This is a genomic window from Bradyrhizobium semiaridum, assembly GCF_020329505.1.
In the GTDB taxonomy this organism is placed as follows: Bacteria; Pseudomonadota; Alphaproteobacteria; order Rhizobiales; family Xanthobacteraceae; genus Bradyrhizobium; species Bradyrhizobium semiaridum.
Window position 1 is genome coordinate 96253 of record NZ_JAGKJJ010000017.1, and the last position, 19993, is coordinate 116245.

Sequence of the window (19993 nt, forward strand, 5' to 3'; positions counted from 1 at the left end):
CGCTCATGCGGGCCACACGCTGCGCCTAGATCGGCGTGTATGTCTCCGTCAGGCAATTGTCATCCTCGCCAACGAGCCGGCGGTCGAGGATCACGCTGTCGTTGATGAAGACGCGATAGGTCTGTGTGCCGAGCGGCTTGCCGATCACCGAGGTCAGCTCGGCGCGCACGCAGGCCGTCCAGCCGGTGCCGCGCGGATCGTGCAGCGGCGCCGAGACCCGGACATGGGTCGGCTGCGAGCCGGCGGTGAACACCGAATCCAGCTTGGTGCCGACCAGTTTCTTGACGTCAGGCGGCGACTCGAGCGGCGCGGGCTCGGAGGCCTTGACCTTCAAGGCCTCCGGCCACACCGCGTGGCTGTCCGCGAGGCCGCAGCCGCCCAGCATGAGCGCCGTGGCCGCGAGCAGCGCTGCGATTGAAAGCTGTCCCTGTCCCATGGAACTGATTTAATATGCGGCCACCAAGATTGCGCCCCCTGACGGGATTGAATTTGTCTCAGGCGGGCGCTTTGTCGATCAACAAATGTCGAGAGACAAGTTATGTTTGGCGCGGCGGTATTGCGGGATGTTTCCAGGGGCCGCAGGGGAGAAGGACTGACATGAAGCGCATTTCGGTGGCGGCCGTCATTCTCGCGCTGATCGCGACTCCGGTCCTGGCGCAGGGGCGGCGCGGCGGGGGAGGGCAGGACAAGGCGGCGGACACCAAGCCCAAGGTCGACGAGAAGGCCTACAAGGCCGCGCTCGAGCGCATCCCCGAGCCCAAGGAGAAATACGATCCCTGGGGCATCACCAAGCCGGCCGAGCCCGCCAAGAAGCCGAAATAGGTTTGCCCTCGCGCGGCTCGTACCCTGCGACAAATTCGACCGTCGGCCGGCTGTGAGCGCCGTCACAGATCGGCGTGAACCTTCGTCCGATACTTCCGACCCATTGTTGATTCCGTTGTCGGGAGATCGCCATGCTTCGTCGCGCGCTGTTCAGCCTGATCCTTCCGGCTGCGATTCTCTTCGGTGGCGGTCCGGCGCGCGCGGAGAGCCGTCTCGCGCTGGTGATCGGGCAGTCGGCCTACAAGTCGGTGCCGGCGCTGCTCAATCCGGCCAACGATGCAAAAGCCATGACGCAGATGCTGACCGATGCCGGCTTTGCCGTGACCTCGGCCTCGGACCTCTCGCAGGACGAGATGCGCGCCACGATCAGCGACTTCGCCGGCCAGGTGTCGGCAAAGGGCGCCGACACGGTGGCGCTGGTGTTCTATGCCGGCCACGGCTTGCAGATCGACGGCGAGAACTACCTGGTGCCGGTCGATGTCGATCCGAAGCGCGAGGCCGACATTCCGCTGCAGGCGGTCCGCCTCAACGATATCCTGAACACGCTGACCTGGGTGCCGAGCCGGATGCGGATCGTGCTGCTCGATGCCTGCCGCAACAATCCATTCCCTGAACTTGGCAAGAGCACCGGCCACGGGCTCGCCATCGTCGATGCCAGGATCGGCGCGCCCGGCACCTTCGTGTCGTTCTCGACCTCGCCGGGCGCGGAAGCCGAGGACGGCAGCGGCGCCAACAGCCCGTACACGACCGCGCTGCTGGCGACCGCCAGGGAGCCCGGCATTGCCATTGAAGACACCTTCAAGCGGGTGCGCCTTGCGGTGAACAAGGCCACCGACGGCCGCCAGACGCCGTGGGACTCCTCGTCCCTCACCGAGGATTTCCGCTTCATCGCCGGACCGGCATCGGCGCCGGCGCAGGCCCAGGCATCCGCGGATATGCCGAAGCCCGAGGCGGCCAAGCGCTCGGTCGACCAATGGAAGCAAGAATTGCAGGGCAAGCCGATCGAGGTCGCCAACGAGATGATGGTGGTCGACGGCACCGATGAGGCCTACGAGGCCTTCGCCGCGCTCTATGCCGGCACGCCGCGCGGCCTGCAAGCGCGCGACTGGCTCGACCGGCATCGCCGCATGGTGGCGTGGAACAAGGCCGTCATCACCAACACCGCGGCCGCCTATCGCGCCTTCCTCGTGCTGTATCCCGACAGTGATCTCACCGCGACCGCGCGCAAGATGATCGAGCGGCTGCGCTACCGTCCCGACACCGCGCCGGTCGCGGTCAGCGCGCCGGCGACCAATGTCGCGCTGGCCGGGCCGACGTGTCCGTGCAACGCGGTGCCGCCGCCGCAGCCGCAACTGCTGCCGCAGCAGAAGAAGGCCGATGCGCCGGCGAAGAAGAAGCGCGCCGAGCCCGAGCCGCCGCGCCGCGCCGGCACGCGTCCGCCGCGCGTCGTGGTCGAGGAGGATGTCGTGGTGGTGCGCCGTCCGCCGCCGCGCGTGGTGTACGAGCCGGTGGCGCCGCCGATCGGCATCGGGATCGGCATTGGCCTCGGCGGCGGCGGTTTTCGCGGCGGCCATGGCGGCGACGGTTATCGCCGGGGTGGCTACTGAGGCGCCGATCGCGTAAATGCTTTCTCCGCTCAGGATGCGGCAGTGCTGGAGTGATCGCATCGGGCGGAGGGCGCGATGCGATTGCTGTTTCGTCTCGTTGCGGTGTTGCTGCTCGGCAATATGCCAGCGTTCGCCTGGGAATATTGGGGCGGCGATTGCGGCGGACAGCGCTTTTCCGAGCTGACGCAGATCACGCCCGAAAATGTCGGCACGCTGCTGCGCGCGTGGGAATTCCGCACCGGCGATCTCGAGACGCGCCCGCCCGAGGTGATGAAGCGGACCAAGTTCGAGACGACGCCGCTGTTCGTCGAGGACAGCCTGATCTTCTGTACGGCGTTCAACGAGGTGATTGCGCTCGATCCCGGCACCGGCGCGCAGAAATGGCGCTACGATCCGAAGATCTCGATCGCGCAGCGACCGGCCAATCGTTACGTCTGCCGCGGCGTCGCCTATTGGGTCGACGATCGCGCACCAGAGGGCGCGGCCTGCCGGTCGCGGATCTTCACCGGCACCAACGACGTGCGCGTGGTCGCGCTCGACGCCAGGACCGGCAAGCCCTGCGCCGATTTCGGCACTGGCGGCGAGATCAGGATCGACGCGGGGATGAAGCTGGAATGGCCCGGCGAATTCCAGATCACGTCGGCGCCGGTGACCGGCCGCGGCGTCGTGGTGGTGGGATCGGCGATCGCCGACAACCGCCGGGTCGATGCCCCGCTCGGCGCGGTGCGCGCCTTCGATGCGCGCACCGGCGCGCCGCGCTGGAGTTTTGATCCGCTGCTGCATGACGGCGTCGCCGCCGGCCACAGCAATGTCTGGGCGCCGATGTCGGTGGACGAGGCGCGCGGCCTCGTGTTCCTGCCGACGACATCGCCGAGCCCGGATTTCTGGGGCGGCAACCGGCCCGGCAACGACGAGCACGGCAACTCGGTGGTAGCGCTGCGGATCGAGACCGGCGAACTGGCCTGGGCGTTCCAGACCGTGCATCACGACGTCTGGGACTACGACCTGCCGGCGCAGCCGACGCTGGCGCGGATCGACACCGGCGACGGCCAGCGCGACGTCGTGATCCAGCCGACCAAGCAGGGCTTTGTGTTCGTGCTCGATCGCGATACCGGCAAGCCGGTGTGGCCGGTCGAGGAGCGCGCGGTGCCGCAGGACGGCGCCGAGGGCGAAATGCTGTCGCCGACGCAGCCGTTTCCGACCCATGTGCCGCCGCTGCTGCCGCAACGGATCACGTCGGATGATGCGTTCGGCCTGGTGCCCGGCTACGAGCGCGCGGCTTGTGAGAAGCTGCTTGGTCAATTGCGCAATGAGGGTCTCTACACGCCGCCATCGACCCAGGGCACGGTGGTCTATCCGATGACCGGCGGCGGCGTGAACTGGGGCGGCGCGGCGTTCGACCCGGTCAACCAGATCCTCTACGCCAATGTCAGCCACGCCGTGCACATCGTCACGCTGATCCCGCGTGAGCAGGCCAGGGGCTTCAATCCGCCGCCGGGCCACGATTTCGGCCGGCAGGACGGGTCGCCCTTTGCAATGTCGCGGGCGGTCGCCAAGTCGCCGCTGGGCACGCTCTGCAACAAGCCACCATGGGGCGAGACGGTCGCGGTCGACCTCAAGGCCGGCAAGATCCTCTGGCATGCGACGGTCGGCACCAGCGAGGATCTCGCGCCGCTCGGCATCGCGCTCCGCACCGGCACGCCGTTGGTCAACGGCGTCGCCATCACCGCGGGCGGGCTGGTGTTCACCGGCGCGATGGATGCCTATCTGCGCGCGTTCGATGCCAAGTCTGGCCGCGAGCTGTGGCTCGGCCGGCTGCCGGTGCCGGGCGTCGCCAATCCCATGACCTATCTCTGGAAGGGCGAGCAGTATGTCGCGATCGGCGCCGGCGGGCACTCCGAGGCCGGCACCTCGATCGGCGACAGCGTGGTCGCGTTCCGCCTGCCGCGCGCCGGCGAGGGCGCTTCATGGTGGTCGCGCATCATCGACCGTCCCGGCGGGCGATTTGCGGCCAAGGCGGTCGTGGCCGGCGTCGTGCTCGTCGTCCTCGTCGGATTGCCGTGGCGCTGGCGCAGGCGGCGTCGCACACGATCCGGCTAGCAAAACCCCCGCCGCAGGCGCGCCACCAAAAACATGGAAAACAACCCCATGCAAAGGAGCAGGTGGGCTGCCGGCAAGGCAATTGACATGTCGGGCAACTCAGGGGTATTCTTCCAATATTCCGAAATTGTCCCGTGGGTCACTCCTCACACGTCGCCCGATCAAGCCAGGCGACGACAGCGGTGGGTGGGGGACGCAGCTTCACATCATCGCAGGATGAGGAGATGCAACTATCCTATCCGGGCAGCATCGCGAAGGCGCTCGATACCATTGCCACCGGCTTGTTGTCGGTGGAGGAGAGCAGTGTGACGCGGCCGAAGCTCATGGTGCGGCCGAGCCGGACCACGCGCGCGTCCGCGAGCACGTCGGAGGCGGTCACCGCGCGCATGAAATGCGTGGTCTGGTCAACGGTCGTCATCGGCCGGTAGCCCTTGTTGGCGGCGAGGTTGGCGATCACCATCGCGGTGTCGGCGAACGCCATCAGCGCCTGGCCGCTGACGGTGCCGCCGCTGCGGCAGAGCCGCTCGGAGAACGGCAGGCGCAGCACGGCGCCGGGCTGCCAGTCGGCGCCGCCATCGGGCGGCGGGGCAAACTCGAACTGCTCGACCGACAGATTGAGGTCCTGTACCCACGGCGCAAAAATGTCGCCGAGCGCGCGCCGCGCGTCCTCGATCCCAAATTCACCCACCCCCTGCTGCATGATGTTCCGTTTCCTCTAAATGTTGCGCATGATCTATTTGGCGCGGGATAGTTTCTACTCCGAATTGAGCACCGGGCTCCGTTTACCTCGCTCAGCTTGCGGGGAGAGGTCGAAATTCAAGCGCAGCTTGAATTTCGGGTGAGGGGGAGGCTCCACGTGTCCGGCTGTCACCGTCTATGTGGAAGCAGCCCCTCACCCCAACCCTCTCCCCGTAAGAACGGGGCGAGGGAGCGCAGCGCCGTCGCCATTCAACCCAATCCCATTGCACTCTAGTTCCGCGTGACATGCACGCGCGGCGTCTCGCCGTTGTTCCACTTGCCGTCGATGGCGCGCTCGATCTGCGCCGCGAGCTGCAGCAGCAGGCCGTCATTGGCCTGCCTTGCAATCGCCTGGATGCCGAGCGGCAGGCCGTGCTCGTTGGTCGCGAGCGGCAGCGAGATCGCGGGGATGCCGCACAGATTGGCGAGCGGCGTGAAGGCGAAATTGCGCCAGAGATTGCCGAACCAGTCGAGCACCGACGGATTGTCCGAGATGGTGAGATATTCGGTGGTGCCGACCTTCGGCGTCGGCAGCGCGGTGATCGGCGTCAGGATGATGTCCCACTCCTCGAAAAAGGCGCCGAAGCCGCGCGAAGTGGTGTTGAACACCGCCTGCATGCGGGCGCGATCGGCGAAGCTGGTGTCCTTGCCGTGCTCCCAGATCCGGATGTTGATCGGCTCGATCAATTCGGCCGGCGGCCGCTCGAGAGCGCGCGCGGCCAGCAGGTTGCCGATCACGACAGCGAAATTGCTGATGTAGCAGGTGGTCTGCGCCGCGAATGCCGCCGCGTAGTCGATCGCGGGCAGGGCGTGGTCGACGTGATGGCCGAGTCCTTCGAGAAAGCGGCCGACCCGTTCGAGCTCGGCGGCGATGTGCGGTGTCGCACGATAGTCGCCCCATTGGTGCGACAGCGCGATTTTGAGCGGGCCGGGATCGCGCGCGATCATTTTGGTGTACGGCTCCGGCGCGCTCCAGTACGGCATGAACTCGCCCGGCGCGCCGCCGCGGCACGCATCGACGAAGGCCGCGGTGTCGCGCACCGAGCGCGACTGGCAGCCCTGGATCGAGACGAGGCCGGTGAGATCGGACAGATGCGGCGCGATCGAGAACACGCCGCGTGAGACCTTCAATCCGATATTGCCGTTGACCCCTGCGGGAATCCGGATCGAGCCGCCGCCGTCGGTGGCGTGCGCGATCGGTACCGCGCCGGCCGCGACCATCGCCGCGCTGCCGGCCGACGAGCCGCAGGTGGTGTAGTCGGTATTCCAGGGGTTGCGCGTGACATAGACCGCGGGATTTTCCGCCGAGCTGCAGACGCCGAACTCCGGCGTCGTGGTGCGGCCGATCAAATTGAGGCCGGCCTTGCGCATCTGCGTGGTCAGGAAGGTGTCGGCGGTGGCGCGATTGCCGCGCATCATCAGCGAGCCCATCTCCTGCAGGCGGCCCTTCAGCGTCGGGCCGAGGTCTTTCATCAGGAAGGGCAGGCCGGCGAACGGACCATTGAGATTGGCGCCATCGCGTGGCGGGTCGGCGATCACATCGTCGAACAGCTCGACGACGGCGGAGAGCGGGGGATCGACCTTGGCGACCGCGGCGGCGGCCTGGGCGGCCAATTCGCGCGGCGTCAATTCGCCCGCTCTGACGCGCCCGGCGAGTGCCGTCCCGTCATGCCGCGCCCACTCGTCCCAGCTCATCGCCAAAGTCATGCCTTCGATTCCTTTTCTGCTTTGTGTCGCACTGTAATTTGCGCCGGCGCCGGGTCAAACCATCACGGAAGGTTGCGGCGCGCGGCCACCTGCCACGGCTTGAAAATGCCCCAGTTTTGACGCCCCATGGCGCCTTCCTCAGGGGGTGGGGCTATTCATGTTCCGCAGATTGATCATGCTCGGCGGCGTCATCGCGATCGGGTTTGCGCTCAGTGGCTGCACCAAGTGCGGCCCGATCTGGGACGACTGGATGCAATCGCCGAAATCCTGCAAATCGGACAACCTCTAGGCCGCAGCCAGCGCGCTTGGCGCCGGCTTTTCTGCGGTGATATACCCGCAGCGGATATGGAAGGGAGCGCCTTGATGAGAATTCTGAGCGCGGTTGCGGTCGTGATGCTGCTGTCGGCGCCGGCCTATGCGCAAGTGCCGAACATCAACCTGATGCCCGAGGTCAAGAGCAAGACCCCGGAGGAGAAGGAACAGGACGCCATCAACCAGAAGGCCTACAAGGAATCGCTCAGCAAGATTCCCGACGCCAAGGTCTCGAACGATCCCTGGGGACAGGTGCGCAGCGACGCGCCGAAGGCGTCAGCCAATCCGGCCAAGCCGAAGGCCAAATCCGGCAGCACCGCGCAGCGCAACCAGTAACGCTCGCCGCGCCCGCGCCGAACCAGGTTCCCGCCGACTCGGATTCCGCTGCCGCCGGCCCTATATTGGGGCCGGTGTCGTCAGTTGGTCCGGAGTTGCGACAATGGTGTTTCGCCCGCGCGATCTCGCCAGCCGAATGGCCGGACGGCGCAAGGCCGGCGACGGCTATCTGCGCGAAACCTTCACCCTGCCGCGCGAGCAGGCCCGGGCGCGGGCGCGCGACTTTTTCGCGCGCTACCCGAAGGCGGCCTATATGAGCTCGGTCGAGAGTTGGCGCGAACTGCCCGGCGGCGACATCGAGTTCACGATGCGGCGGCTCGCGAGCGCGGACTGACGGCGCGCGACGATCGCGATTCCCCGGTGTCCTGTGCACCGGTCATTTCCAAGGCCGTTGCTGTGCGTCAGTCGCGGCGTTCGCGGGTCCGGTCGAGACCGAGCTTCTTCAGCTCGCGGTCGATGCGCAACTGCACCCGGCGGATCGCCAGCAAATCGAGCTTTGCCTCGGTCTTGCCGGCGAACACCCGGTCGCCGATCTGGAAGCGCCATGTCCAGATCCCCGCCATCGTCTGCGTGACGCTGTATTCGATGCCCCTGTGGATCATCAACAAAGGTTCCGTGACGACTCAAACGACCTAAACTTAAACCATAGGTTGTGTTAATTAACTAAGCCCGTCAAATGATATGCAGCGCCGCGAACTCCCATAGAGGTGGCGCTTACCGCGACGGATCCCCGCTGGAGTCGGCATGTTCCCCTGAAGATTACGCAGTCTTTTCGCGGCTCATCAGTGTACCAAGGTACTAGGCGCCGACACCCGCCGCTGCACTCTGTACCCCCTTGATTTCCTTGCAAGAAGTTGAGTTCGCGCGATGCGGTTTGCCGCGCTTTGGAACTTTGTTCTATGCCGGAGAACTACGGACTACGGCCCACCGCGGGTCGCTTTCGCGCGTTGCAGCCCGGCAGGCCATGACGTGTCGCGTTGCTGGCCGATCCGTCCCAGTGCATCCGGATATTGCGGCGTCGCCGTGGGATGCTCCACGACAATTTTGCCCGGCGAACGCCCACTAAGCGATGGTTTCTGCTGGGTTAATGTGAGCAGGAGATCGGAAGCGCAGGCGGATCGAGAGCTTGGACACGGATTCAGACGCCATGCAGCGGTGCTGTCCTAGTTAGGACACTCGACAGGGCAAATTAGGACAGAAAGCAATAGGCCCATGCACGGCGAGGCGGCCTTAGTGCTTCGGATCAAAGCTGGCGATCCGGCGGTCGCCTTGCCACAGCTCTACGACGTGGCCGTCAACGAGCTGCTTTGCGCGCTCGCGGGCATCGTTCTCTGTCTCGCAAACCAAGTCGATCCGTCGAGCAACGCGCCCGTCGGGACCGATGATGTAGGCCTTGTACTCATGCTGCACGGAAGTTCGTCCGAACACCCCTTACCCGTGCGAATTTTAGAACTGGTCTAGAGCCGGAACAAGTCAAAGATGGAACTCCGTTCACCCACGGAGACAGGATTACTAGGGCCAGCACGCCAAACGCAATCGAGCTGTAAGCAGCAATTGTGATGAGGGTATCGCGGCTTATACCGATATTCGGCATTCCGTATCCGTTCCAGCCGTTGATCTAAAGAACGGGACGCAGGTGCCCCTTGGTAGTCCTACCGAGAACAACGGCTAAGAATTGGTTACGATTAGCTCAATCGGAATTAGGACACTCTCAAATTCAAATTCGGACACTAGGGCTTAAATACAGACAGCACCCCATGCAGCGAAAAGAACATATTGCGAACGGAGAACAAACATGGTACGGTGTTTCCATCAACAGCGCATTCCGCCCGGTCGCATCCGCCCCGTTTGTCCTGCTAGCGAATCCTCGCCATAAGGAGCACATCCCAAATGTCCGTCACCGCACTGCGTATTGTCGAAGGATCCTCTATGGACAAGTCCAAGGCGCTCTCAGCCGCGCTCTCCCAGATCGAACGCCAGTTCGGCAAGGGCTCGGTGATGAAGCTCGGCAAGAACGACCGCTCGATGGATGTCGAGACGGTGTCCTCGGGATCGCTCGGGCTCGATATCGCGCTCGGTGTCGGCGGTCTGCCGAAGGGCCGCATCGTCGAGATCTACGGGCCGGAATCCTCGGGGAAAACCACGCTGGCGCTGCACACGGTGGCGGAAGGCCAGAAGAAGGGCGGCATCTGCGCCTTCATCGACGCGGAGCATGCGCTCGATCCGGTCTATGCGCGCAAGCTCGGCGTCAATATCGATGAACTCCTGATCTCGCAGCCCGACACCGGCGAGCAGGCGCTCGAGATTGCCGACACTCTGGTGCGTTCCGGCGCGGTCGACGTGCTGGTGATCGATTCGGTCGCGGCGCTGGTGCCGAAGGCCGAGCTCGAGGGCGAGATGGGCGATGCGCTGCCGGGCCTGCAAGCCAGGCTGATGAGCCAGGCGCTGCGCAAGCTCACCGCCTCGATCAACAAGTCCAACACCATGGTGATCTTCATCAACCAGATCCGCATGAAGATCGGTGTGATGTACGGCTCGCCGGAGACCACCACCGGCGGCAACGCGCTGAAGTTCTATGCCTCGGTCCGTCTCGACATCCGCCGCATCGGCGCGATCAAGGAGCGCGACGAGGTGGTCGGCAACACCACCCGCGTCAAGGTGGTGAAGAACAAGCTGGCGCCCCCCTTCAAGCAGGTCGAGTTCGACATCATGTACGGCGAGGGCGTCTCCAAGATGGGCGAGATCCTCGACCTCGGCGTCAAGGCCGGCCTGGTCGAGAAGTCCGGCGCCTGGTTCTCCTATGACAGCCAGCGGCTCGGCCAGGGCCGCGAGAATTCCAAGGCGTTCCTGCGGGCCAACCCCGACATCACCGCGAAGATCGAGGCCGCGATCCGGCAGAACTCGGGCCTGATCTCCGAGCAGATCCTCGCCGGCACGCCCGAGCGCGACGCCGAGGGCGAGGAGCCGACCGAGGAGTAGGCCTCCGGGCGACATAAGTTCGCTGCAAGCGGGCGCTGAGGACGTTGAGTTGCCGACGTCTTCGGCGCCCGTTTCGTTTGTGTGTAGCGCTCAATGAGCGGACCGGTGAAGCGTTTGATTTTGACCAGCTCGTCCGGCTCCCGATCAAGTCGTCGTTGCCCCTCGCAACGTGAACTCACATGACACGCCTCGTTCTCACCTTTACCGATAGTGGCGCGGGCGGCCTGAAGGCGGCAGAACTCGCCGATTGCGTGATTGCCGTCGAGCTGCGGTTTGTCTGGGGAAGATTGCAGCCGCCGAGTGAGCTCGATTCTTTCCTCTTGCCGCGCTCGGCATCGAACAGTGCGCCAAGGTCGCATTGGCTCGACAATCTTACCAGCAGACCATTCGACGAAGCGCGTCGTCAAGGACTTGGATTGATCGAATTCTGCGAACATTTCGACGCGATCGATCTGTGGGTCGATCCGGATCCGAACTCACAGTTGCAGCTGATCTGGCTGTTGGACTATCTGCGTCGGCATGCGAATGTGGTGTCGAAGGCTGCCATCCTGCATGCGGACAGCGCGATCGGCCGTCAGCAGCCCAATCAATTGGCCGCGTCACAACTGCGGCTTGTCCCACTTGGCGACCATCATCTCAAAACCGCCAGCGCGGCGTGGACGGCCTGGCGCGCGCCGACGCCCGAGGCCTGGTTCGATCTATTGCCGCAGGACTTGCGTGCGCTTCCGCAGCTACGAAATTCGGTCACTGCGCTCCTTGAAGAGCTGCCCTTGCGCCAGTGTGGACTTGGCGCGACGGAAATGCGGATGCTCGAATTGCTATCGGCCGGACATGTCCATCCTTACGACCTGTTCCCGGGCACGAGAAAGCCAATGACCGCCAGACGTTCGGCTACTGGGAGGTCGGCGCCCTGCTGGACGGATTGGCTCGTTGCCCTGTGCCCGCCATATCCGGCCTCGACGAGGGGCCTTTCGATCTAGCATGCACGATCAGCCCGACCGTCACAAGCGCTACAAGCAGAGCTGGCTTGCGCTGACCGAACTCGGCAAGGCGATTGTCGCACGCACCGACGATTTCAGCCGGCACAATCCGATTGATCGCTGGTGGGGCGGTACCGAGTTAACCAATGACAGGTTGTGGCGCTGGGATGCCGAGACCCGCGCGCTGGTGGCGCCGTAACTTGACTGAAGTCTGTCGGGTCGTCGCATCTATCCCTTAAGCCAGCGCCTTCTCCCGGCTCGCGATCAGCGCCCGCAGGTCTTCCGTCACGGCGACGGACTGATGGGTCTTCTGGTCGGCGGCGACCCAGATGATCTCGCCGGTGGCGCGGAGGTCCTCGGAACCCGTCCCGGAGCCTTTGGCGAAGATCGCGAGCGCAAGGTTGATCGAGGAGCGGCCGATCCGCGCGACGCGCACGCAGACGTCGATGTCCTCGTCGAAGCGGATCGGCGCCTTGTACTCGACCACCGACTTCACGGTGTGGAAGTCGATGCCGGTGCGCGCGACCTCGCCGAGATAGTCGTAGCCGAGCGCGCGGAAATATTCCGTGATCGCGGTGTCGAAATAGGTCAGATAGTGGGCGTTGAAGACCACGGCCTGCGCATCGACCTCGGAATAGCGGACGCGAAACGGGAAATGAAACCAGAATTCCTCGCGCATGAATCCTCCTGCCGCGCGCAGCTTCGGACCGCGGGATGGGGAAAGCCGCTGGCTCTGCCCATCCTGCAATAACGTCTATTCCGCCGCCTGTGCGTAATCCTCGACCGGCGGGCACGAGCACACCAGGTTGCGGTCGCCATAGACATTGTCGACGCGGCCGACCGGGCTCCAGTATTTGTCGGAGCGCGATACGCCGGCCGGGAAGCAGCCCTCGGCCCGGCTATAGGCGCGGTCCCACCCATCGTCGGCGATGTCGTGCACGGTGTGCGGGGCGTGACGCAGCGGCGACGCCTCGATCGTCCAGCGGCCCTTCTCGACCTCTGCGATCTCGCCCCGGATCGCGATCATGGCGTCGCAGAAGCGGTCGATCTCGATCTTCGACTCCGACTCCGTCGGCTCGATCATCAGCGTGCCCGCGACCGGGAAACTCATGGTCGGAGCGTGGAAGCCGTAGTCGATCAGCCGCTTCGCGATGTCGTCGACGGTGACGCCGCTTGTCGTCTTCAGCGGCCGCGGGTCGACGATGCACTCATGCGCGACGCGGCCGCGGGCATTGCGGTACAGCACCGGGAAATGCGGCTTAAGCCGTTCCGCGATGTAGTTGGCGTTGAGGATTGCGACCTCGGTCGCGCGCGTCAGCCCTTCGCCGCCCATCATCAGGATGTAGATGTAGGAGATGGTCAGGATCGACGCCGATCCGAACGGCGCCGCCGACACCGGGCCGACCGGATGCACGGTCGCGCCGTCGGTCGCGGGATGGCCGGGCAGATAAGGCGCGAGGTGCGCCTTGACGCCGATCGGGCCCATGCCGGGGCCGCCGCCGCCATGCGGGATGCAGAAGGTCTTGTGCAGATTGAGATGGCTGACATCGGCGCCGTAATCGCCGGGCCGCGACAGCCCGACCTGCGCGTTCATGTTGGCGCCGTCGAGATACACCTGTCCACCATGCGCATGCACGATGTCGCAGATCTCGCTGATATGCTCCTCGAACACGCCATGCGTCGACGGATAGGTGATCATCACCGCGGCGAGATTGGCGGAATGCTTCTCGGCCTTGGCCCGCAGATCGTTCACGTCGACGTCGCCGCGCGCATCGCACGCCACCACCACGACCTCCATGCCGACCATCGCCGCCGAGGCCGGATTGGTGCCGTGCGCGGAGGAGGGGATCAGGCAGACCTTGCGGTGCGGCTCGCCGCGCGCGAGGTGATAGCCCCTGATCGCCAGCAGCCCGGCATATTCGCCCTGCGCGCCGGAGTTCGGCTGCAGCGACACCGCGTCATAGCCGGTGATGTCGCACAGCCACTGCTCCAACCGCTTGAACAGCGCATGATAGCCCTTGGCCTGATCCGCAGGCGCGAACGGATGCAGCTGGCCGAATGCCGGCCAGGTCAGCGGGATCATTTCCGTGGTGGCGTTGAGCTTCATCGTGCAGGAGCCGAGCGGGATCATCGCGCGGTCGAGCGCGAGGTCGCGGTCCGAGAGCTTGCGCATGTAGCGCAGCAGCTCGGTCTCCGAGCGATGGGTGTTGAACACCGGATGGGTGAGGAAGGCGCTGGTGCGCTTCAGCTCCTTCGGCAGCCCCTCGCGCGCGGTCGCCTCGATCTCGGCAAAGCTGAGCTTGCCGCCGAACACGCGCCACACCGCCTCGACGGTCTCGGGCGTCGTGGTCTCGTCGACCGCGATGCCGAGCGTGGTGTCGCCGATCCGCAGATTGATCCGCTCGGCCAGTGCGCGGGCGATCAGCTCGTTCCGCTTCGCGCCGGCCTCGACGGTCACGGTATCGAAGAAGGCTTCACTGGTCGGCGCAAAGCCGAGCTTGCGCAGGCCGGCGGCCAGCACCGCGGCGCGGCGATGCACGCTGCGCGCGATGTGGGTCAGGCCCTCGGGACCGTGATAGACCGCGTACATCGAGGCGATCACGGCGAGCAGCACCTGCGCGGTGCAGATGTTGGAGGTCGCCTTCTCGCGGCGGATGTGCTGCTCGCGGGTCTGCAGCGCAAGCCGATAGGCAGGCGCGCCGCGCGAATCGACCGACAGGCCGACGATGCGGCCGGGCAGCGAGCGCTTCAGCGCATCGCGCACCGCCATGTAGGCGGCGTGCGGTCCGCCGTAACCCATCGGCACGCCGAAGCGCTGCGCCGAGCCGACCGCGATGTCGGCGCCGAGTTCGCCGGGCGAGGTCAAGAGCGTCAGCGACAGCAAATCGGCGGCGACGATCGCCAGCGCGCCCTTGGCGTGGAGCGCGGCGATGGCCGGCCGCAGGTCGCGCACCGCGCCCGTCGTGCCCGGATATTGCAGCAGCGCGCCGACCACGTCGGCCTTGTCGAGTTCGGTGAGGGGATCGCCGACCACCAGCGCCCAGCCGAGCGGGGCGGCGCGGGTGCGCATCACCGCCAGCGTCTGCGGATGCACCTCCTTGTCGACGAAGAACAGTTTCGATTTCACCTGCGAGTGCCGCTCGGCGAGCGCCATCGCCTCGGCCGCCGCGGTCGCCTCGTCGAGCAGGGAGGCATTGGCGACATCGAGCCCGGTGAGATCGCAGATCATGGTCTGGAAGTTGAAAAGCGCCTCCAGCCGGCCCTGGCTGATCTCCGGCTGATACGGCGTGTAAGCCGTGTACCAGGCCGGGTTCTCCAGGATGTTGCGCTGGATCACCGCGGGCAGGATGGTGCCGGAATAGCCCTGGCCGATCAGCGAGGTGAACACCTGGTTCTGGCTCGCGAGCTCGGTCATGTGGGCGAGCGCTTCGGTCTCGCTCAGCGCGCGGCCGAGATCGAGCGGCGCTTTCTGGCGGATCGAGGACGGCAGCGTCTCGCCCATCAGCGCCGACAGGCTTGCGGCGCCCACCGTCTCCAGCATCGCGCCGATGTCGCGCGGCGACGGGCCGATGTGGCGGCGGACGAAATCGGTGGCGGCTTCGTTGCTCGGCTTGAAGGGCGCGTTCATGGCGTGATCCTCGTTTCTTACCGTCATACCCCGCGAAAGCGGGGTAGCCAGTACGCCGGGACATCAGCGCTCATGCCGAAGGGCCGCGGCGTACTGGGTCGCCCGGTCGAGCCGGGCGACGACAGCGGGGGTGTGGTCGCAATTTGCTTCATTCGCTCAGGCGGTGTGCGCGGCGTAGGCGGCCTCGTCCATCAGGCCGCCGAGCTCGCCCTTGTCCGCTATCTTCATCTTGAAGAACCAGGCCTTGCCGCCGGCATCAGAATTGACCAGCGCGGGCTCGGCCGCGAGCGCCTCGTTGACCTCGATCACCTCGCCGGTGATCGGGGCATAGACGTCGGAGGCGGCCTTGACGGATTCGACGACGGCGGCGGCTTCGGTCTTCTTCAGGCTGCGGCCGACCTTGGGCAGTTCGACGAACACGACGTCGCCGAGCTGCGATTGCGCGTAATCGGTGATGCCGATGGTGGCAACGTCACCCTCGATGCGGAGCCATTCGTGGTCGGATGTGTACAGCGTCGTCATGGAGAACCTCTAGCGTTTGTAGGTATTGGGGACGAAGGGCGTGGCGGCGACCTTGAGCGGCAGCCGCTGGCCGCGCACTTCGGCGAAAACGGTGGTGCCTGTGGCGGAAAGCGAGGTCGGCAGGTAGCCCATCGCAACCGGCGCATTGAGGCTCGGGCCGAAGCCGCCCGACGTCACCTTTCCAATCGGTTCGGCCGATGTCGGATCGGCAAACAGCACGGCGCCTTCGCGCACCGGCGCGCGGCCCTCCGGCCGCAGCCCAACGCGCCGGCGCGCCGCGCCCTGTGCGAATTGGGTGAGGATCTTGTCGGCACCCGGAAAGCCGCCGGCGCGGGCGCCGCCGCTGCGGCGGACCTTCTGCACCGACCATTCCAGCGCGCCCTCGACCGGCGTCGTCGTGGTGTCGATGTCGTGGCCGTACAGGCACAGCCCGGCCTCGAGCCGCAGGCTGTCGCGCGCGCCGAGCCCGATCGGCAGCACGTCGGGATCGTCGAGCAGCGCTGTCACCAGCGCCTCGGCCTTGTCCGATGGGACCGAAATCTCAAAACCGTCCTCGCCGGTATAGCCGGAGCGGGACACGAAGCAGTCGATGTCGGCGACGCGGCGCGGGCCGGCATCCATGAATTTCATCGAACCGATATCTGCGCAGAACTTCGCCAGCGCCGTTTCGGCCTTCGGTCCCTGCAGCGCGATCAGCGCGCGGTCGGCCAGCGACACGATCTCGCAAGTCTCGGAGAGATGCGCGCGCAAATGCGCCTCGTCTTCATCCTTGCAGGCGGCGTTGACCACCAGGAACAGATGATCGCCGAAATTCGCCACCATCAGGTCGTCGAGCAGGCCACCGTCGGCGTTGGTGAATTGCGCGTAGCGCTGCCGTCCCGGGGCGATTCCCAGAATGTCCTGCGGCACCAGCTTTTCCAGGGCGAGCGCCGCCTCTGCCATGTTGCCGGATCTGGCCTTCAGCGTGAGCTGGCCCATATGCGAGACGTCGAACAGCCCGGCATTGGCGCGAGTGTGCAGGTGCTCCTTCAGCACGCCGGCCGCGTATTGCACCGGCATGTCGTAGCCGGCGAACGGCACCATCTTGGCGCCGCGCGCCAGGTGCAGCGCATGCAGCGGGGTCTGTTTCAGCGGGGAGGTTTCGCGCGCAAGCATCACAGGGCCCTCGCGGTTCCCGTCGGGGACCCATTTCCCCTTGAGAAACCTGCAGAAAGCCCCATCTGTCGCTGTGCCTGAGAGTATTATCCCGTCGGCGGACGCATCGGGGAGAACCCCAGCGCCTCTTTCCAGATGTCAGACGTCACGCGGTCCTTTTGCCTGAGAGTTTCCGGGGCGGTTGCTCCTTCGGCGCCGGCCCAGGGCCGGTCTCTCCCGACGTGACTACTAGGTACAGGTAGGTAAGAAACACGGTGCCGCCAGCACTGTCAACGCAGCCGCAGCAACTATCCAACGGGCTTTGTGCTGCCGCGGCAAGCTTATGATTTGCCTGCACAGTTTCTGGACACCGTAGCTGGCCTTGTCTAAAAGCGTTCGGCCGGAAATGACGCCAATTTGCGCCTGACCGGCCCCTTTTTCCGGTTGGGTGAGCCATGAGCAGCGTCAACGACATCAGGTCGACATTTCTGAACTACTTCAAGGACAACGGCCACGAGATCGTGGCGTCGTCGCCGCTGGTGCCGCGCAACGACCCGACCTTGATGTTCACCAACGCCGGCATGGTCCAGTTCAAGAACGTCTTCACCGGGGTCGAGAAGCGTGCCTATCAGCGCGCCACGACGTCGCAGAAGTGCGTCCGCGCCGGCGGCAAGCACAACGACCTCGACAATGTCGGCTACACCGCGCGCCATCTCACCTTCTTCGAGATGCTCGGCAACTTCTCGTTCGGCGATTACTTCAAGGAGCGCGCGATCGAGCTTGCCTGGAACCTGATCACCAGGGAGTTCGGGCTGAAGAAGGACAAGCTGCTCGTCACCGTCTACCACGACGACGATGAGGCGGCGGGGCACTGGAAGAAGATCGCCGGCTTCCCGGACGACCGCATCATCCGCATCTCGACCTCGGACAATTTCTGGGCGATGGGCGACACCGGTCCGTGCGGTCCGTGCTCGGAAATCTTCATCGACCGCGGCGAGCACATCTGGGGCGGACCTCCGGGCACGCCGGAGGAGGACGGCGATCGCTTCCTCGAATTCTGGAACCTGGTGTTCATGCAGTACGAGCAGGTGACGAAGGAGCAGCGCGTGGCGCTGCCGCGTCCCTCGATCGACACCGGCATGGGACTGGAGCGCATGGCGTCCATCCTGCAGGGCGTCGAGAGCGTGTTCGAGACCGACCTGTTCCGCCATCTGATCGACGCCGCGTCGTCCGCAATCGGACACGGCCCGAATGAGCAGAACGTCGCCTCGTACCGCGTGATCGCGGATCATCTGCGCTCGTCCGCGTTCCTGATCGCCGACGGCGTGCTGCCCTCGAACGAGGGCCGCGGCTATGTGCTGCGCCGGATCATGCGCCGCGCGATGCGCCACGCGCAGCTGCTCGGTGCGAGCGAGCCGCTGATGCATCGGCTGGTCTGGGCGCTGGTCCGCGAGATGGGCCAAGCCTATCCGGACCTGGTGCGCGCCGAGAACCTGATCGAGGAGACGCTGCGGCTGGAAGAGACGCGCTTCCGCAAGACCTTGATGCGCGGACTATCGCTGCTCGACGAGAAGAGCGCCGGCCTCAAGAAGGGCGACATGTTCGACGGCGACACCGCCTTCACGCTGTATGACACGTACGGCTTCCCGCTCGACCTGACGCAGGACGCGCTGAAGTCGCGCGGCATCAGCGTCGACCAGGCGGCATTCACCGATGCGATGGAGCGCCAGCGCGAGAAAGCGCGCGAATCCTGGAAGGGGTCGGGCGAGGCCGCGAGCGAGGCGATCTGGTTCCCGCTGCACGAGAAACTCGGCGCGACCGAATTCCTGGGCTACGAGACCGAGAGCGCCGAGGGCGTGGTCGCGGCGCTGGTCAAGGACGGCGCCGAGGTCGACAGCCTTAAGGCTGGCGAGACTGGCGCGATCGTGCTGAACCAGACGCCGTTCTACGCGGAGTCCGGCGGCCAGGTCGGCGACATCGGCGTGCTGACCAGTGAGGGCGTCACCTTCCGCGTCACCGATACGCAGAAGAAAGCCGGCGATCTGTTCGTGCATCTCGGCACTGTCGAGCAGGGCATGCTGAAGGTCGGCGCCGCGCTGCAGCTCGAGGTCGATCACGCCAGGCGGGCGTCGATCCGCGCCCATCACTCGGCGACGCATCTGCTGCACGAGGCGCTGCGCCAGGTGCTCGGCGATCACATCGCGCAGCGCGGCTCGCTGGTCGCGCCGGACCGGCTGCGCTTCGACTTCGTGCATCCGAAGCCGATCACGCCGGAAGAGCTGGCGCGGGTCGAGGACATCGCCAACGACGTCGTGCTCGAAAATGCCGAGGTCACCACCCGCATCATGGCGGTGGACGACGCCCGCGAGGCCGGCGCCCGCGCGCTGTTCGGCGAGAAGTACGGCGACGAGGTTCGTGTCGTCTCGATGGGCAACTCCGCCCGTGAGCACGGCCAGAACGCGCTCGGCTGGTCGGTCGAATTGTGTGGCGGCACCCATGTGCGCCGCACCGGCGATATCGGCCTGATCTCGGTGACCGGCGAGAGTGCGGTGGCGTCGGGCGTGCGCCGCATCGAGGCGCTCACCGGCCGCTACGCGCGCAAGCACGCCAACGACACGATGGCGCTGGCCAAGACCGCGGCGCTGGAGCTGCGCACTACGGTCGAGGATGTGCCAGCGCGCATCGCCGCGCTGATGGAGGAGCGCAAGAAGCTCGAGCGCGACCTGTCGGATGCCCGCAAGAAGCTGGCGATGGGCGGTGGCGGCGGATCGAACGGCGCGGCCGCCGCGGTCCGCGAGGTCGGCAACGTCAAGCTGCTGGCGCGCGCGGTCGAGGGCGTCGAGACAAAGGACCTGAAGAGCCTCGTCGACGACGGCAAGAAGCAGATCGGCTCCGGCGTGGTCGCCATCGTCGGCGTCACCGAGGACGGCAAGGCCGGCATCGTGGTCGGCGTCACCGCCGATCTGACCTCGCGCTTCAACGCGGTCGAGCTGGTGCGCAAGGGCTCCGAAGCTCTCGGCGGCAAGGGCGGCGGCGGCCGGCCCGACATGGCGCAGGCCGGCGGCCCCGACGGCGCCAAGGCCAACGCTGCATTGTCCGCGATCGAAGAAGCGATGGCCGGCGCCTGA

19 protein-coding genes and 1 riboswitch are annotated in these 19993 nt (G+C 65.8%); of the genes, 11 read left to right on the top strand and 8 right to left on the bottom strand.

Annotated features, from left to right (window positions below; all coding sequences use genetic code 11):
- Positions 1 to 25: 25 nt before the first annotated feature.
- On the bottom strand, positions 26 to 436 hold the full coding sequence (locus J6500_RS19970) for a hypothetical protein (protein ID WP_225714399.1): 411 nt from the start codon (positions 434 to 436) through the stop codon (positions 26 to 28).
- Between the two features lie 161 nt (positions 437 to 597).
- On the opposite strand from J6500_RS19970, the gene J6500_RS19975 reads away from it, so the two are divergent.
- The 3 genes from J6500_RS19975 to J6500_RS19985 all read left to right on the top strand — a co-directional run bounded on the left by J6500_RS19975 (position 598) and on the right by J6500_RS19985 (position 4529).
- Entirely contained in the window at positions 598 to 822 is a 225-nt protein-coding gene (locus J6500_RS19975) for a hypothetical protein (RefSeq protein WP_225714400.1), read from the top strand.
- A gap of 131 nt (positions 823 to 953) precedes the next feature.
- Complete coding sequence (locus tag J6500_RS19980; RefSeq protein ID WP_225714401.1) at positions 954 to 2429, top strand: caspase family protein; 1476 nt, start codon at positions 954 to 956, stop codon at positions 2427 to 2429.
- A 75-nt stretch (positions 2430 to 2504) separates the two neighbouring features.
- Positions 2505 to 4529 carry a pyrroloquinoline quinone-dependent dehydrogenase gene (locus J6500_RS19985; protein ID WP_225714402.1) on the top strand — a complete coding sequence of 675 codons (2025 nt, stop codon included), beginning with the start codon at positions 2505 to 2507 and terminating at the stop codon, positions 4527 to 4529.
- A gap of 235 nt (positions 4530 to 4764) precedes the next feature.
- On the opposite strand, the gene J6500_RS19990 is transcribed toward J6500_RS19985, so the two are convergent.
- Complete coding sequence (locus J6500_RS19990) at positions 4765 to 5229, bottom strand: PaaI family thioesterase (protein WP_225714403.1); 465 nt, start codon at positions 5227 to 5229, stop codon at positions 4765 to 4767.
- A gap of 269 nt (positions 5230 to 5498) precedes the next feature.
- The gene (locus J6500_RS19995; protein ID WP_225714404.1) at positions 5499 to 6974 is read right to left on the bottom strand and encodes an amidase; all 1476 of its coding nucleotides are present in this window, start codon (positions 6972 to 6974) and stop codon (positions 5499 to 5501) included.
- A gap of 157 nt (positions 6975 to 7131) precedes the next feature.
- Between J6500_RS19995 and J6500_RS20000 the strand changes: the two genes are divergently transcribed.
- The 3 genes from J6500_RS20000 (at position 7132) to J6500_RS20010 (ending at position 7956) form a co-directional block, all read left to right on the top strand.
- On the top strand, positions 7132 to 7263 hold the full coding sequence (locus J6500_RS20000) for a peptidylprolyl isomerase (RefSeq protein WP_225714405.1): 132 nt from the start codon (positions 7132 to 7134) through the stop codon (positions 7261 to 7263).
- Positions 7264 to 7337: 74 nt separating this feature from the next.
- Positions 7338 to 7622 (top strand): hypothetical protein, encoded by a 285-nt coding sequence (locus J6500_RS20005; protein WP_225714406.1) that lies wholly within the window; start codon positions 7338 to 7340, stop codon positions 7620 to 7622.
- 103 nt (positions 7623 to 7725) lie between these two features.
- Positions 7726 to 7956 (top strand): hypothetical protein, encoded by a 231-nt coding sequence (locus J6500_RS20010; protein ID WP_225714407.1) that lies wholly within the window; start codon positions 7726 to 7728, stop codon positions 7954 to 7956.
- Between the two features lie 67 nt (positions 7957 to 8023).
- On the opposite strand, the gene J6500_RS20015 is transcribed toward J6500_RS20010, so the two are convergent.
- Complete coding sequence (locus J6500_RS20015; RefSeq protein WP_225714408.1) at positions 8024 to 8224, bottom strand: hypothetical protein; 201 nt, start codon at positions 8222 to 8224, stop codon at positions 8024 to 8026.
- Positions 8225 to 8834: 610 nt separating this feature from the next.
- Here J6500_RS20015 and J6500_RS20020 point away from each other — a divergent pair.
- The 4 genes from J6500_RS20020 to J6500_RS20035 all read left to right on the top strand — a co-directional run bounded on the left by J6500_RS20020 (position 8835) and on the right by J6500_RS20035 (position 11780).
- Positions 8835 to 9083: a hypothetical protein gene (locus J6500_RS20020; RefSeq protein ID WP_225714409.1), complete on the top strand. Its 249-nt coding sequence runs from the start codon at positions 8835 to 8837 to the stop codon at positions 9081 to 9083.
- A 429-nt stretch (positions 9084 to 9512) separates the two neighbouring features.
- Complete coding sequence (recA, locus tag J6500_RS20025; protein WP_225714410.1) at positions 9513 to 10601, top strand: recombinase RecA; 1089 nt, start codon at positions 9513 to 9515, stop codon at positions 10599 to 10601.
- Between the two features lie 179 nt (positions 10602 to 10780).
- A complete protein-coding gene (locus tag J6500_RS20030; protein WP_225714411.1) occupies positions 10781 to 11581 on the top strand; it encodes a hypothetical protein in 801 nt (266 codons plus the stop codon).
- A 1-nt stretch (position 11582) separates the two neighbouring features.
- Entirely contained in the window at positions 11583 to 11780 is a 198-nt protein-coding gene (locus tag J6500_RS20035; RefSeq protein WP_225714412.1) for a hypothetical protein, read from the top strand.
- 36 nt (positions 11781 to 11816) lie between these two features.
- Here the strand turns inward: J6500_RS20035 and J6500_RS20040 are convergent, their stop codons facing one another.
- The 4 genes from J6500_RS20040 to gcvT form a co-directional block, all read right to left on the bottom strand.
- Positions 11817 to 12260 (bottom strand): acyl-CoA thioesterase, encoded by a 444-nt coding sequence (locus J6500_RS20040; RefSeq protein WP_225714413.1) that lies wholly within the window; start codon positions 12258 to 12260, stop codon positions 11817 to 11819.
- A gap of 75 nt (positions 12261 to 12335) precedes the next feature.
- Positions 12336 to 15209 (bottom strand): aminomethyl-transferring glycine dehydrogenase, encoded by a 2874-nt coding sequence (gene gcvP / locus J6500_RS20045; RefSeq protein ID WP_225714414.1) that lies wholly within the window; start codon positions 15207 to 15209, stop codon positions 12336 to 12338.
- Between the two features lie 156 nt (positions 15210 to 15365).
- Positions 15366 to 15731 (bottom strand): glycine cleavage system protein GcvH, encoded by a 366-nt coding sequence (gene gcvH / locus J6500_RS20050; RefSeq protein WP_225714415.1) that lies wholly within the window; start codon positions 15729 to 15731, stop codon positions 15366 to 15368.
- A 9-nt stretch (positions 15732 to 15740) separates the two neighbouring features.
- Complete coding sequence (gcvT, locus tag J6500_RS20055; RefSeq protein ID WP_225714416.1) at positions 15741 to 16886, bottom strand: glycine cleavage system aminomethyltransferase GcvT; 1146 nt, start codon at positions 16884 to 16886, stop codon at positions 15741 to 15743.
- Positions 16887 to 17027: 141 nt separating this feature from the next.
- Positions 17028 to 17115: riboswitch (glycine riboswitch) on the bottom strand.
- A gap of 205 nt (positions 17116 to 17320) precedes the next feature.
- On the opposite strand from gcvT, the gene alaS reads away from it, so the two are divergent.
- Positions 17321 to 19993 (top strand): alanine--tRNA ligase, encoded by a 2673-nt coding sequence (gene alaS / locus J6500_RS20060; protein ID WP_225714417.1) that lies wholly within the window; start codon positions 17321 to 17323, stop codon positions 19991 to 19993.

Excerpts from the sequence above, each read along its gene's own strand:
- J6500_RS19970 (WP_225714399.1), bottom strand. The coding sequence starts at position 436 with ATGGGACAGGGACAGCTTTCAATCGCAGCGCTGCTCGCGGCCACGGCG.
- J6500_RS19975 (WP_225714400.1), top strand. The coding sequence starts at position 598 with ATGAAGCGCATTTCGGTGGCGGCCGTCATTCTCGCGCTGATCGCGACT.
- J6500_RS19980 (WP_225714401.1), top strand. The coding sequence starts at position 954 with ATGCTTCGTCGCGCGCTGTTCAGCCTGATCCTTCCGGCTGCGATTCTC.
- J6500_RS19985 (WP_225714402.1), top strand. The coding sequence starts at position 2,505 with ATGCGATTGCTGTTTCGTCTCGTTGCGGTGTTGCTGCTCGGCAATATG.
- J6500_RS19990 (WP_225714403.1), bottom strand. The coding sequence starts at position 5,229 with ATGCAGCAGGGGGTGGGTGAATTTGGGATCGAGGACGCGCGGCGCGCG.
- J6500_RS19995 (WP_225714404.1), bottom strand. The coding sequence starts at position 6,974 with ATGACTTTGGCGATGAGCTGGGACGAGTGGGCGCGGCATGACGGGACG.
- J6500_RS20000 (WP_225714405.1), top strand. The coding sequence starts at position 7,132 with ATGTTCCGCAGATTGATCATGCTCGGCGGCGTCATCGCGATCGGGTTT.
- J6500_RS20005 (WP_225714406.1), top strand. The coding sequence starts at position 7,338 with ATGAGAATTCTGAGCGCGGTTGCGGTCGTGATGCTGCTGTCGGCGCCG.
- J6500_RS20010 (WP_225714407.1), top strand. The coding sequence starts at position 7,726 with ATGGTGTTTCGCCCGCGCGATCTCGCCAGCCGAATGGCCGGACGGCGC.
- J6500_RS20015 (WP_225714408.1), bottom strand. The coding sequence starts at position 8,224 with ATGATCCACAGGGGCATCGAATACAGCGTCACGCAGACGATGGCGGGG.
- J6500_RS20020 (WP_225714409.1), top strand. The coding sequence starts at position 8,835 with ATGCACGGCGAGGCGGCCTTAGTGCTTCGGATCAAAGCTGGCGATCCG.
- recA (WP_225714410.1), top strand. The coding sequence starts at position 9,513 with ATGTCCGTCACCGCACTGCGTATTGTCGAAGGATCCTCTATGGACAAG.
- J6500_RS20030 (WP_225714411.1), top strand. The coding sequence starts at position 10,781 with ATGACACGCCTCGTTCTCACCTTTACCGATAGTGGCGCGGGCGGCCTG.
- J6500_RS20035 (WP_225714412.1), top strand. The coding sequence starts at position 11,583 with ATGCACGATCAGCCCGACCGTCACAAGCGCTACAAGCAGAGCTGGCTT.
- J6500_RS20040 (WP_225714413.1), bottom strand. The coding sequence starts at position 12,260 with ATGCGCGAGGAATTCTGGTTTCATTTCCCGTTTCGCGTCCGCTATTCC.
- gcvP (WP_225714414.1), bottom strand. The coding sequence starts at position 15,209 with ATGAACGCGCCCTTCAAGCCGAGCAACGAAGCCGCCACCGATTTCGTC.
- gcvH (WP_225714415.1), bottom strand. The coding sequence starts at position 15,731 with ATGACGACGCTGTACACATCCGACCACGAATGGCTCCGCATCGAGGGT.
- gcvT (WP_225714416.1), bottom strand. The coding sequence starts at position 16,886 with ATGCTTGCGCGCGAAACCTCCCCGCTGAAACAGACCCCGCTGCATGCG.
- alaS (WP_225714417.1), top strand. The coding sequence starts at position 17,321 with ATGAGCAGCGTCAACGACATCAGGTCGACATTTCTGAACTACTTCAAG.